The sequence below is a fragment of the Paenibacillus sp. AN1007 genome (genome assembly GCF_040702995.1).
Lineage (GTDB): Bacteria > Bacillota > Bacilli > Paenibacillales > Paenibacillaceae > Paenibacillus.
Map to the genome: position 1 here is coordinate 29,354 of NZ_CP159992.1, position 13,765 is coordinate 43,118.

Consider the following 13,765-nt stretch of genomic DNA (forward strand, 5'->3'; position numbering starts at 1 on the left):
AACAAACCCCTTGACTTATCAAGGGGTTTGTTGCTGTAAATGTAACTATGGAAAGTGAGTGAGGGCATGTCCAATCATTATTATTCGGACAAACCACAAGTGGCGCATGATCGTAAGGCCGCAGAAGCGGTCCTCCGCGGATTTAGTCTGCGGCTGGTGACGGATGCTGGGGTTTTTTCCAAAAACGGAATCGATTATGGCAGCAGGGTGTTAATTGATGCAATGGAACTGCCGTCAGGTGCTCATGTTCTTGATGTGGGATGTGGTTACGGGCCAATCGGGCTTACAGCAGCAAAACTTGTACCGGATGGGCATGTCACCATGATCGATATCAATGAGAGAGCCGTTGAGCTTTCCAGAGAAAATGCCAAAGCAAACGGCATTACCAACGTTACGATTATGCAGAGTAATCTACTAACTGAAGTAAACAAGCGGGATTTCGACGTGGTCTTGACTAATCCTCCGATTCGGGCGGGCAAAGAAACAGTACATGCTATCTTTGACCAGGCATATGACCATTTGAAGGTTGGGGGGGCGTTATGGATTGTCATTCAAAAGAAACAAGGTGCACCTTCTGCAAAAGCGAAGCTGGAATCGTTGTTTTCACGAGTGGATGAAGTAACGAAGGATAAAGGCTACCGAATCTTCAAAGCGGTAAAGGAAGAGTAGAGGAACTGTGAGAGGTTCATTCGAATTTGTAAAGTAAGCAGGGGATCATTTTTTTTGCAATAGGACTATTGACTTGAAATTCAAGCCGTGGTATAGTTGTAAAATGTCAGTATTAAGATGCCCTACTTGGCTTTAGCTAACTGAAAATGTCAACCTTTTTTACGCCGAACCGGGCTTATTATGCCTATGTTTGGCGTATAATATGTACATTTTGGGCAAACTGGGGATAAGAATGATTTGGAAAGACATCCGCCGATCAAAGTTGCTCTTTTATCGAACGACATTTCGAATAAGGGCTTTTCTTTATTTGCGGGTGCATTGCTTTGCTCTGTATGTGTACCATTATAAGGTTACAAACAGAGGTTCGCAACGAAATTTTTAAAGTGAGTAGACATTGAGGGGTGAGTTTAAGTTGGCAGGACATCTTGTTCAATATGGTCGACGCACTCGGCGCAGTTATGCACGAATTAACGAGATACTCGAAGTTCCGAACCTGATTGAAATCCAACAAAAATCATATGATTGGTTTTTGGAGGAAGGGTTGCGCGAAATGTTCCAAGATATCTCGCCGATCCAGGATTTCACAGGCAACTTGATTTTGGAATTTATCGATTACAGTCTCGGAGAACCGAAGTATACAGTAGATGACGCGAAAGAGCGCGACGTTACTTATGCAGCACCACTTCGGGTCAAAGTCCGGCTCATTAATAAGGAAACCGGAGAAGTCAAAGAGCAGGAAGTATTCATGGGAGATTTCCCGCTGATGACCAGCACCGGAACATTTATTATTAATGGTGCGGAACGGGTTATTGTCAGCCAGTTGGTTCGCTCTCCTAGCGTTTACTTCAGTACCAAAGTAGATAAGAACGCCAAAAAAACGTATACCGCTACAGTAATTCCTAACCGCGGCGCTTGGCTCGAACTGGAGATGGACGCGAAGGACGTTGTTTACGTTCGGATCGACCGTACGCGTAAAATACCGGTTACGGTTCTCCTGCGTTCTCTTGGTTTTGGCACAGACGCTGAGATTCTGGATTTGCTCGGTAATGACGAATATATCCGCAACACGCTGGACAAAGACAACACGGACTCTACGGAAAAAGCTCTCATTGAAATCTATGAGCGTCTTCGTCCGGGCGAGCCGCCAACGCTGGATAATGCGAAAAGCTTGCTCGTAGCACGTTTCTTTGATCCAAAACGTTATGACCTCGCAAATGTGGGTCGTTACAAAATCAATAAAAAGCTTCACATCAAAAACCGTTTGTTTAATCAGCGCTTGGCAGAGTCTCTGATCGATGCTGAAACAGGCGAAATTATTGCAGAAGCAGGTCAAATGGTAGACCGTCGTTTGCTCGACGAGATCATGCCTTACCTGGAGAAAAGCGTTGGCTTCCGTACGTATCATGTAGGCAACGGCGTTTTGGATGCCAATGATATCCCGATGCAAACGATTGATGTTTTTTCACCAATTGAAGATGGTAAAGTGGTTAAGCTGATTGCCAATGGCGACATTGACAAGTCCGTGAAAAACATCACGCCAGCGGACATCATTTCTTCCATCAGTTACTTCTTGAACCTGCTGCATGGCATCGGAAGCACGGATGATATCGACCACTTGGGTAACCGTCGTCTGCGCTCTGTTGGTGAGCTTTTACAAAACCAGTTCCGTATCGGTTTGTCCCGTATGGAGCGTGTGGTTCGTGAGAGAATGTCCATTCAGGATGCAAACGTCATTACACCTCAAGCATTGATCAACATTCGTCCGGTCATTGCATCGATTAAAGAGTTCTTCGGAAGCTCCCAATTGTCACAGTTTATGGATCAAACGAATCCGCTGGGTGAGTTGACGCATAAACGTCGTCTGTCCGCACTCGGACCGGGCGGTTTGACACGTGAACGTGCCGGCATGGAAGTCCGTGACGTCCATCCATCCCACTATGGCCGGATGTGCCCGATCGAGACACCAGAGGGACCGAACATCGGTTTGATTAACTCCTTGTCGACGTTTGCGCGTGTGAACGAATATGGCTTCATTGAAGCTCCATATCGCTGGGTTGATCCGAAGACGGGTGTCGTAACCGAGCAGATCGATTACCTGACAGCAGACGAAGAGGACAACTATGTTATCGCTCAGGCGAATGCGAAGCTGAATGAAGACAGTACCTTCGCAGAGGATGCGATCATTGTACGTTACAACAAACAGTCGGATAATATCCTTACGATGCCGAGTGAGCGAGTAGACTACATGGACGTATCTCCTAAGCAGGTTGTGTCGGTCGCTACGGCGCTCATTCCGTTCCTTGAGAACGATGACTCCAACCGTGCCCTGATGGGATCAAACATGCAGCGGCAGGCGGTTCCGCTCTTGATTCCTAAAGCTCCGCTTGTAGGAACAGGTATGGAACACAAAGCTGCCAAAGACTCCGGTGTATGTATTGTTGCCGAATATGACGGAATTATTGAACGTTCCTCTGCGAACGAGATTTGGCTTCGTCGTGTAGAAGAGGTAGACGGCCAGGAAGTTAAAGGCGATATCGTTAAATATAAATTACACAAATTTATGCGTTCGAACCAAGGAACATGCATCAACCAACGTCCGATCGTGAAAAGAGGCGCTGCTGTCAAAGCTGGCGACATTCTTGCTGACGGTCCTTCGACGGAAATGGGTGAACTTGCTCTTGGACGCAACGTTGTTGTTGCCTTCATGACTTGGGAAGGTTACAACTACGAGGATGCGATCCTGCTCAGCGAAAAACTCGTCAAGGAAGATGTTTACACATCCATCCACATCGAGGAATATGAGTCGGAAGCTCGTGATACGAAGCTCGGACCTGAAGAGATCACACGTGATATCCCTAACGTTGGGGAAGAAGCGCTGCGTAATCTGGATGAGCGTGGTATTATCCGCATCGGTGCCGAAATTGCTGCTGGCGACATTCTCGTTGGTAAAGTTACGCCGAAGGGTGTGACGGAACTGACTGCAGAAGAGCGTCTCCTGCACGCGATCTTTGGTGAAAAAGCACGTGAAGTACGTGATACATCGCTGCGTGTACCACACGGTACGGATGGTATCGTTGTTGACGTGAAAGTATTTACCCGTGAAAACGGAGATGAACTGCCACCAGGTGTTAACCAGCTCGTTCGTGTCTATATTGCCCAAAAACGGAAAATTTCCGAGGGTGATAAAATGGCCGGACGTCACGGTAACAAAGGGGTCGTGGCCCGCATCTTGCCGGAAGAGGATATGCCTTTCCTGCCAGACGGTACACCGGTTCAGATCGTTCTTAACCCGCTGGGCGTACCTTCCCGGATGAACATCGGTCAAGTACTCGAAGTTCACTTGGGTATGGCGGCAATGCAGCTGGGGATCCACGTGGCAACACCTGTATTCGACGGAGCGAAAGAGTATGACGTCTTCGATACGATGGAAGAAGCAGGTATGCAGCGTAATGGTAAAACCGTGTTGTATGACGGACGTACAGGTGAAGAGTTTGAACGTGAAGTTACCGTTGGTGTCATGCACATGATCAAACTGGCACACATGGTTGACGATAAAATCCATGCCCGTTCCACAGGTCCTTACTCACTAGTTACGCAGCAGCCGTTGGGTGGTAAAGCCCAATTTGGTGGTCAGCGTTTCGGGGAGATGGAAGTTTGGGCGCTTGAGGCGTACGGTGCCGCTTATACACTGCAAGAAATCTTGACGGTTAAATCCGATGACGTTGTGGGTCGGGTGAAAACGTATGAGTCCATTGTCAAAGGCGAGAACGTACCGGAACCAGGTGTTCCTGAATCGTTCAAAGTATTGATCAAAGAGCTGCAAAGCTTGGGTATGGACGTTAAGATTTTGAGTGAAGATGAGCAGGAGATTGAAATGAAAGAAATGGACGATGAAGATGACGCTGCGAGCGACAAGCTCAGCCTCAACCTTGAGGGTACAGAGGTCGGAGCGGAATAATCGCTTCGGGCGCAAGATGACCGGCGTTTTTCATCAGGCTCGCGTCATGCTCCGGCCTTGGCTGGAGCAGGCGTAACCTAGAATACAGGAATTAGGTTAAGGAGGGTTGCTCCTTGTTGGACGTCAACAATTTCGAATACATGAAGATCGGGCTTGCTTCCCCAGAGAAAATTCGTTCTTGGTCCCGCGGAGAAGTGAAAAAACCGGAAACGATCAACTATCGCACGTTGAAACCGGAAAAAGAAGGGCTGTTCTGCGAAAAGATTTTTGGCCCTACAAAAGACTGGGAATGTCATTGCGGTAAATACAAACGCGTTCGTTATAAAGGCGTTGTCTGTGACCGCTGTGGCGTTGAAGTAACACGTGCGAAAGTTCGTCGTGAACGGATGGGCCATATTGAGCTTGCTGCTCCGGTATCGCATATCTGGTACTTCAAAGGTATTCCGAGCCGTATGGGTCTCGCATTGGATATGTCTCCGAGATCTCTTGAAGAGATCATTTATTTTGCATCATATGTAGTAACCGATCCAGGAGAAACTCCACTGGAGAAAAAACAGCTGTTGTCCGAGAAGGAATATCGCAGCTACCGTGAAAAATACGGATACGGCTTCCAAGCCGGCATGGGTGCAGAAGCAGTTAAAAAATTGCTTCAAGACCTCGATGTAGAGAAAGAGCTTGAATTCCTGAAGGAAGAGCTTCGTACTGCACAAGGCCAGCGCCGCAACCGTGCAATCAAACGTTTGGAAGTTATTGAAGCATTCCGCAACTCTGGGAACAATCCGGAGTGGATGATCATGGATGTACTTCCTGTTATTCCACCGGAACTTCGTCCGATGGTACAGCTGGATGGCGGACGTTTTGCTACGTCTGACTTGAATGACCTGTATCGCCGTGTAATTAACCGGAACAACCGTCTGAAACGTCTGCTTGACCTGGGCGCGCCGGATATCATCGTGCAAAATGAAAAACGGATGCTGCAGGAAGCTGTTGATGCGTTGATCGATAACGGTCGTCGCGGTCGTCCTGTTACAGGTCCGGGTAACCGTCCTTTGAAATCCCTCAGCCACATGCTGAAAGGTAAACAAGGTCGTTTCCGTCAAAACTTGCTCGGTAAACGTGTTGACTATTCCGGCCGTTCCGTTATCGTTGTCGGACCATACCTGAAAATGTATCAGTGCGGTCTGCCGAAAGATATGGCACTGGAACTGTTCAAGCCTTTTGTGATGAAAGAGCTTGTCAATAAAGGGCTTGCCCACAACATCAAGAGCGCAAAACGTAAAGTTGAGCGTGTAAGTCCTGAAGTATGGGATGTTCTTGAAGAAGTTATCAAGGAGCATCCGGTTCTTCTGAACCGTGCCCCTACGCTTCACCGTCTCGGCATTCAAGCGTTTGAACCGATTCTGGTTGAAGGTAAAGCAATTCGTCTTCACCCGCTCGTATGTACGGCGTACAATGCCGACTTTGACGGTGACCAAATGGCCGTGCACGTTCCATTGTCCGCTGAAGCACAAGCGGAAGCACGTATTCTGATGCTTGCATCAGGCAACATTTTGAACCCGAAAGACGGTAAACCGGTTGTAACTCCTTCCCAGGATATGGTTCTTGGTTCGTACTATCTGACGATGGACAACAAAGAAGAGAAGGGTACAGGTATGGTTCTGCGTACAGTCAATGAGGCTGTATCTGCATACCAACGGGGTACTGCTGGTCTGCATGCACGTGTAGCGATTCCGGTTAAAGCGCTTGGTAAAACAAGCTTCACGGAAGAGCAGCAAAAAGGCATGCTGTTAACAACGATCGGTAAAATTATCTTTAATGAGATTTTCCCGGCAAGCTTCCCTTATATCAATGATGCGACGCGTGCAAACCTGTATCAAGGTACAGCCGATCACTCATTCGTATATGAGAAGGGTGCTGACTTGAGAGAAGCAATCATGAATGCTCCTCAAGCAGGCGGTGTCGGTAAAGAATATCTGGGCTCTATCATCGCACGCTGCTTTGAAATTTATCACACAACCGAAACTGCGGTTATCCTCGATAAAATCAAACAGCTCGGATTCACATACTCTACGCGTGCCGGTATTACCGTGGCCGTGTCTGACGTAATCGTTCCGGATGAGAAAACAGACATTCTGAAACAGTCTGAGGAGAAGGCACAAATTGTTACGAATCAGTACCGTCGTGGTCTGATCACGAATGAGGAGCGCTATGACCGCATCATCGATATCTGGTCGAAATCCAAAGATGATATCACAGATATCCTGATGAAATCGATGGATCGTTACAACTCGATCATGATGATGGTTGACTCCAAAGCACGGGGTAACAAATCGCAAATCACACAATTGGGTGGTATGCGTGGTCTGATGGCCAACCCGTCTGGTCGAATTATCGAACTCCCAATCAAATCGAACTTCCGTGAAGGTCTGACAGTACTCGAGTACTTTATTTCCACTCACGGTGCGCGTAAAGGTCTCGCGGATACAGCCCTGCGTACAGCCGACTCAGGTTATCTGACTCGTCGTCTCGTAGACGTAGCCCAAGACGTAATTGTGCGTGAAGACGATTGTGGTACAGATAAAGGCTTTACCGTTAGTCGTATCCAGGATGGTAAAGAGGTCATTGAAGATCTCTACGACCGTATTGAAGGCAGATACTGCTTCGAGACTGTTCGTCATCCGGAAACGAAAGAGATTATTGCCGGCCGCAATGAACTGATCGACTCTGATAAAGCAGAAGCGATTATCAAAGCTGGCGTAACCAAATTGCAAATCCGCTCCGTTCTCAGCTGCCGTGCAAGTCATGGTGTCTGCAAGAAGTGTTACGGTCGCAACCTTGCGACAGGTAAACACGTGGAGATTGGTGAAGCGGTTGGTATTATTGCAGCACAATCCATTGGTGAGCCAGGAACACAGCTTACTATGCGTACGTTCCATACCGGCGGTGTAGCCGGAGACGACATTACGCAAGGTTTGCCGCGTATCCAGGAGTTGTTTGAGGCTCGTAACCCTAAAGGTCAAGCAACAATCAGTGAGATTGATGGTGTGGTTAAAGAGATTCGCGAAGCGAAAGATCGTCGTGAAATCGAAATTCAAGGTGAAGCGGAATCCAAAGTGTACTCTGTTACTTACGGTTCCCGTGTCCGCGTGAGCGAAGGCATGGAAATCGAAGCGGGTGACGAGTTGACAGATGGTTCCATCGATCCAAAAGAAATGCTGCGCATCAAAGGTGTACGCGGCGTACAGAACTACATCTTGCAGGAAGTACAGCGCGTATACCGTAACCAGGGCGTAGAAATCAATGACAAACACGTTGAAGTTATGATCCGTCAAATGCTGCGTAAAATCCGTATCGTAGATGCGGGAGATACAACGCTGCTGCCGGGATCATTTGTGGATACCCATGAGTACGAAAGAGCCAACAAAATTGCGATTCTGAGTGATAAAGAGCCTGCGGTTGCAAAACCAATCCTGCTCGGTATTACAAAAGCATCCCTTGAAACAGACTCCTTCCTCTCTGCGGCATCGTTCCAAGAGACAACACGTGTATTGACAGATGCGGCGATCAAAGGTAAAGTCGATCAGCTGCTCGGTCTGAAGGAAAATGTAATTATCGGTAAATTGATCCCTGCCGGTACAGGTATGAACCGTTACCGCAGCATCAAATTTGCTGAACCAGAAGACGGCCAATCTTCCGTGGAAGAGTTGGAACCTGTTTCTGTAGATTAAATAAGTATTTTCTCTTCATGTGAGAGTAAAGAATGTGTGTTTCAGGAGGAGGACGTTTGTACAATTGAGACGGACGAATCCTGATCTACACAAACTTTATAAAATCTTTTAGGATTAGCATTGACAATGCTTGCGCTAGATGCTAATATATCAAAGGTGCGTGGGCAGCTGATTGTAATTGGTCCTATTCGGAGGAATGTACAATGTCTAATGAAAAAGGCTTGCAAGATGCTCATGTCAAGATTGGTACCAAACAGACCATGCGGACAGTGCAGACAGGAATGGCTTCTGAAGTCTATGTCGCAGAGGATAGTGATCCGCAGCTCACTTCCAAAATCATTGCTTTGTGTGAACAGCACAATGTGAAGTACACGAGAGTGGACACAATGAAAAATCTCGGCAAAGCGTGCGGGATTGGAGTGGGAGCAGCTATGGCTGCTGTCGTAAAATGATAGGGTAAGGAACGTTTTTGTCCGAGAACATTTAAGGATTCTCCAAGGCAAAAACTTTTCATTTGTCTTTTTATGAACCGCCTGGGTCTGTGGGCTTAGATAAAGGTTTGTAAAGAAACATGAATAATTGAGGAAGGGGGTGGCAATCACATGCCAACTATTAACCAACTGGTTCGTAAAGGACGTCAAGCTAAAGTTGAGAAGTCAAAATCACCAGCTTTGCAAAAAGGATTCAACGCTTTGAAACGTGAATCCACTAACATCAGTGCCCCACAAAAACGTGGTGTCTGCACTCGTGTAGGTACAATGACTCCACGTAAACCGAACTCTGCACTTCGTAAATATGCCCGTGTTCGTTTGACGAACCGTCTCGAGGTAACTGCTTATATCCCGGGAATCGGACATAACCTTCAAGAGCACAGTGTGGTATTGATCCGCGGAGGTAAAGTAAAAGACCTTGCAGGGGTTCGTTATCACATCGTTCGTGGAGCTCTCGATACTGCAGGCGTGAACAACCGTATGCAAGCTCGTTCTAAATACGGTGCAAAACGTCCAAAAGCTAAAAAAGCCTAAATTATGATAAGCAGGTTGCCTGAAAGCCTTCTGGCTTAGGTCTGGAAGGTACAGGGACTGCTGAACAAGAAAGAAAGGGGGATATCCATGCCACGCAAAGGTCCAGTTACGAAAAGAGACGTGCTGCCAGATCCGGTATACAACTCCAAGTTGGTTACTCGTTTGATCAACCGCATCATGCTCGACGGAAAACGCGGTGTTGCTCAAAGCATTCTGTATAATGCGTTCAAGTTGATTCAAGAACGTACGGGTAATGACCCGATGGAAGTATTTGAGACAGCAATCAAAAATATCATGCCAGTCCTGGAAGTTAAAGCTCGCCGTGTCGGCGGTTCCAACTACCAAGTACCAATCGAGGTGAAACCAGAGAGACGTACTGCTTTGGGTTTACGTTGGCTCGTGAACTACTCCCGCAACCGCGGTGAGAAAACAATGGAAGAGCGTTTGGCGGCTGAGATCATCGATGCTTCCAACAACACAGGCGCTTCCGTTAAGAAACGCGAAGATACGCACAAAATGGCTGAAGCGAACAAAGCGTTTGCTCACTACCGTTGGTAGGATTCAGTTCACAATAAAAAACTTCAATTTTGAAGGGAGACCCATTTCATGGCTAGAGAGTTCTCCTTGAAAAATACACGTAATATCGGGATCATGGCTCATATTGATGCGGGTAAAACCACGACAACTGAGCGGATCTTGTTTTACACAGGACGTACGCACAAAATCGGTGAAGTTCACGAAGGCGCTGCGACAATGGACTGGATGGAACAGGAACAGGAGCGCGGAATTACGATTACTTCCGCTGCGACTACCGCTGCTTGGAAAGGCCACCGCGTAAATATCATTGATACCCCGGGACACGTTGACTTCACTGTTGAAGTTGAACGTTCCCTTCGTGTATTGGACGGAGCAGTAGGTGTATTCAGTGCGAAAGAAGGCGTTGAGCCTCAGTCTGAAACTGTATGGAGACAGGCTGACAAGTACGGCGTACCTCGTATCGCATACGTAAACAAAATGGATATCATCGGCGCTGACTTCTTGAACGTTGTATCTGACATGCGTGATCGCCTTCAAGCGAACGCAGTTGCGATTCAACTTCCGATCGGTGCTGAAAATGATTTCAAAGGTATCATTGATATCGTTGCACAACGGGCTCATATGTATAAAGATGATCTCGGACAAGATATCGAAGAAACTGATATTCCTGCGGAATTCGTTGAGCAGGTTGAAGAACTTCGCAACGAATTGATTGAGCGTGTTGCAGAACTTGACGAAGAATTGACAATGAAATACCTGGAAGGCGAAGAAATCTCTATCGATGAGATCAAAGCCGCTCTCCGTAAAGGTGTAGTAGAGGTTAAAATCTTCCCAGTTATCTGTGGTTCCTCATACCGCAACAAAGGTGTTCAACTCATGTTGGACGCTGTTATCGACTACTTGCCAGCTCCAACTGATGTTCCTTCTATTACTGGACATCTTGAAGATGGAACTGAAGCAGTTCGTAAGTCTTCCGATGAAGAGCCATTCTCTGCATTGGCCTTCAAAATCATGACTGACCCTTACGTTGGTAAATTGACATTCTTCCGCGTATACTCCGGTGTACTTCAATCCGGGTCTTATGTATTGAATGCAACTAAAAACAAACGTGAGCGTATCGGTCGTATCCTTCAAATGCACGCAAACAGCCGTCAAGAGATCACTGAAGTTTACTCCGGTGATATTGCAGCAGCTGTAGGTTTGAAAGATACAGGTACAGGTGATACACTATGTGATGAGAAACACCCGGTTATCTTGGAATCAATGAACTTCCCTGATCCGGTAATCGAAATCGCTGTTGAACCTAAAACCAAAGCTGACCAAGATAAAATGGGTGTGGCTCTCGGTAAGTTGACAGAAGAGGATCCAACTCTTCGCGCTCACACTGACGAAGAAACAGGCCAAACCATCTTGGCAGGTATGGGTGAGCTTCACCTTGATATCATCATCGACCGTATGCGTCGTGAGTTCAAGGTGGATACTACTGTGGGTAAACCACAAGTAGCTTACCGTGAAACATTCCGTGCTCCAGCGCGCGTTGAAGGTAAATTCGTACGTCAATCCGGTGGTCGTGGTCAATACGGTCACGTATGGGTTGAGTTCGAACCTCTCGAGCCGGGTACAGGCAGCCAGTTCGAAAGTAAGGTTGTCGGTGGTTCGGTGCCAAGAGAATACATTCAACCTGCACTGTCAGGGATTGAAGAGCAAATGAAAAACGGCGTAATCGCAGGCTTCCCGCTTGTAGACGTTAAGGCTACAATTGTAGACGGATCTTACCATGATGTCGATTCCAACGAGATGGCATTTAAAATTGCCGGATCTATGGCGCTGAAAGCAGCGAAAGACAAATGTAGTCCAGTTCTGCTTGAGCCAATCATGAAAGTAGAAGTAACTGTTCCAGAAGAGTACATGGGTGACGTAATGGGTATGTTGAACTCCCGTCGTGGCCGCATTGAAGGTATGGATTCCCGTAGTGGAGCTCAAATCATCCGTGCTAAGGTGCCTCTCTCTGAAATGTTTGGTTACTCTACAACTCTTCGTTCCGGTACTCAAGGACGCGGTGTATTCTCCATGGAGCTCTCTCACTATGAAGAAGTTCCTAAGAGCATTGCAGAAGAGATCGTTGCCAAAACAAAAGGCACCGAGTAGTTTTCTCACACTGGATGCTTGTGCTTGAAACCTGGTTTGAAGCACCGCATTCAGTGAAAACATAAAATTATAATTTCTAAGGAGGCCACGTTCAAATGGCAAAGGCTAAATACGAACGTACTAAACCACACGTTAACATTGGTACTATCGGTCACGTCGACCATGGTAAAACAACTCTGACTGCTGCAATCACAACTGTATTGTCCAAAACTTACGGTGGTGCAGCAATCGCTTTCGATCAAATCGATAAAGCTCCAGAAGAGCGCGAGCGCGGTATCACAATCTCAACTTCACACGTTGAGTACGAAACTGACACTCGTCACTACGCTCACGTAGACTGCCCAGGTCACGCCGACTATGTTAAAAACATGATCACTGGCGCGGCACAAATGGACGGAGCTATCCTGGTAGTATCCGCAGCTGACGGCCCAATGCCACAAACTCGTGAGCACATCCTGCTCTCCCGTCAAGTAGGCGTACCATACATCGTTGTTTTCTTGAACAAATGTGATATGGTTGAAGACGAAGAGTTGTTGGAACTGGTTGAGATGGAAGTTCGCGACCTTCTTAACGAATACGAGTTCCCAGGTGATGATACTCCAATCACTCGTGGATCCGCTCGTGAAGCTCTGCAAAACCCTGATGGTGAGTGGGCTCAAAAAATCGTTGAGATGTTCAAAGAGATCGACACTTACATCCCACTGCCTGAGCGTCAAACTGACAAACCTTTCTTGATGCCTGTCGAGGACGTATTCTCCATCACTGGTCGTGGTACCGTTGCTACAGGTCGTGTAGAGCGTGGTACTGTTAAAGTCGGCGAAGAGGTTGAGATCGTTGGTATCGTTGAAGAAACTAAAAAATCCGTAGTTACGGGCGTTGAGATGTTCCGTAAATTGTTGGATTCCGCACAAGCGGGTGACAACATCGGTGCATTGCTGCGTGGTGTTGACCGTACTCAAATCGAGCGTGGTCAAGTACTTGCTAAACCAGCATCTGTTAAACCACACACAGAGTTCACTGCACAAATCTACGTTTTGACTAAAGAAGAGGGTGGCCGTCATAAGCCTTTCTTCACTGGATACCGTCCACAGTTCTACTTCCGTACAACTGACGTAACGGGTATCATCAACCTGGCAGAAGGTACTGAAATGGTAATGCCTGGTGACAACGTTACTGTAACTGTTCAACTGATCTCTCCAATCGCGATCGAAGAAGGAACTAAGTTCTCTATTCGTGAAGGTGGACGTACAGTTGGTGCGGGTTCCGTAGCATCGATCCAAAAATAATTTGGCTTTTGCCAAATGAGCATAAGTAACAGTGTACTGTAACGAGTAACATTGTATTGTAACGAAGCTTCGGAAGAGTTCTTTATCCGACATCGGATAAAGAACTCTTTTTTAATGTCAACGTTTCGGAACCTTCGTCATCTAAAATGAACAAGATTTATCTTATAGATTGATAGGTTAGGCAGCCTGGATATTGGTGAAAACATTGTACTAACATAGTCGATTCTCTTGAAAAGACCAGTTTGAATGTTTTTTTTAAATATGCTTGCAATACGCCCATCTTTTCTATATAATAATGAATGTTGTTCTTGTGACGTTGCGATGATGTGAGAGGTTACTGGCACACCCGGCCCCTTTGCCATGGGAGAGTGGTCAGAAAATTTTCACGGAGTATGTCCGATAAAAAATTGGGCG

The 13,765-nt window shown here is 46.8% G+C and carries 8 protein-coding genes; all 8 read left to right on the forward strand.

Annotated features, from left to right (window positions below; all coding sequences use genetic code 11):
• Positions 1 to 66 precede the first annotated feature (66 nt).
• Entirely contained in the window at positions 67 to 669 is a 603-nt protein-coding gene (locus ABXS70_RS00155; protein WP_366293117.1) for a class I SAM-dependent methyltransferase, read from the forward strand.
• Between the two features lie 412 nt (positions 670 to 1,081).
• Positions 1,082 to 4,627, forward strand: coding sequence for a DNA-directed RNA polymerase subunit beta (rpoB, locus tag ABXS70_RS00160; RefSeq protein WP_342552967.1), 3,546 nt, complete (start codon positions 1,082 to 1,084; stop codon positions 4,625 to 4,627).
• A 113-nt stretch (positions 4,628 to 4,740) separates the two neighbouring features.
• Positions 4,741 to 8,355, forward strand: coding sequence for a DNA-directed RNA polymerase subunit beta' (gene rpoC, locus ABXS70_RS00165; protein WP_342552966.1), 3,615 nt, complete (start codon positions 4,741 to 4,743; stop codon positions 8,353 to 8,355).
• Between the two features lie 203 nt (positions 8,356 to 8,558).
• A complete protein-coding gene (locus tag ABXS70_RS00170) occupies positions 8,559 to 8,807 on the forward strand; it encodes a ribosomal L7Ae/L30e/S12e/Gadd45 family protein (RefSeq protein WP_342552965.1) in 249 nt (82 codons plus the stop codon).
• A 150-nt stretch (positions 8,808 to 8,957) separates the two neighbouring features.
• Entirely contained in the window at positions 8,958 to 9,380 is a 423-nt protein-coding gene (gene rpsL / locus ABXS70_RS00175) for a 30S ribosomal protein S12 (protein ID WP_017692070.1), read from the forward strand.
• Between the two features lie 87 nt (positions 9,381 to 9,467).
• Positions 9,468 to 9,938 carry a 30S ribosomal protein S7 gene (gene rpsG, locus ABXS70_RS00180; protein ID WP_145336474.1) on the forward strand — a complete coding sequence of 157 codons (471 nt, stop codon included), beginning with the start codon at positions 9,468 to 9,470 and terminating at the stop codon, positions 9,936 to 9,938.
• Positions 9,939 to 9,986: 48 nt separating this feature from the next.
• Positions 9,987 to 12,065: an elongation factor G gene (fusA, locus tag ABXS70_RS00185; protein WP_342552964.1), complete on the forward strand. Its 2,079-nt coding sequence runs from the start codon at positions 9,987 to 9,989 to the stop codon at positions 12,063 to 12,065.
• A gap of 95 nt (positions 12,066 to 12,160) precedes the next feature.
• Positions 12,161 to 13,351: an elongation factor Tu gene (gene tuf, locus ABXS70_RS00190; protein WP_111271023.1), complete on the forward strand. Its 1,191-nt coding sequence runs from the start codon at positions 12,161 to 12,163 to the stop codon at positions 13,349 to 13,351.
• The last annotated feature ends 414 nt before the right edge of the window (positions 13,352 to 13,765 follow it).

Bases quoted from the DNA above. Each gene is read 5' to 3' on its own strand.
- rpsG (WP_145336474.1), top strand. From the start codon at position 9,468: ATGCCACGCAAAGGTCCAGTTACGAAAAGAGACGTGCTGCCAGATCCG.
- tuf (WP_111271023.1), top strand. From the start codon at position 12,161: ATGGCAAAGGCTAAATACGAACGTACTAAACCACACGTTAACATTGGT.
- ABXS70_RS00170 (WP_342552965.1), top strand. From the start codon at position 8,559: ATGTCTAATGAAAAAGGCTTGCAAGATGCTCATGTCAAGATTGGTACC.
- ABXS70_RS00155 (WP_366293117.1), top strand. From the start codon at position 67: ATGTCCAATCATTATTATTCGGACAAACCACAAGTGGCGCATGATCGT.
- rpsL (WP_017692070.1), top strand. From the start codon at position 8,958: ATGCCAACTATTAACCAACTGGTTCGTAAAGGACGTCAAGCTAAAGTT.
- fusA (WP_342552964.1), top strand. From the start codon at position 9,987: ATGGCTAGAGAGTTCTCCTTGAAAAATACACGTAATATCGGGATCATG.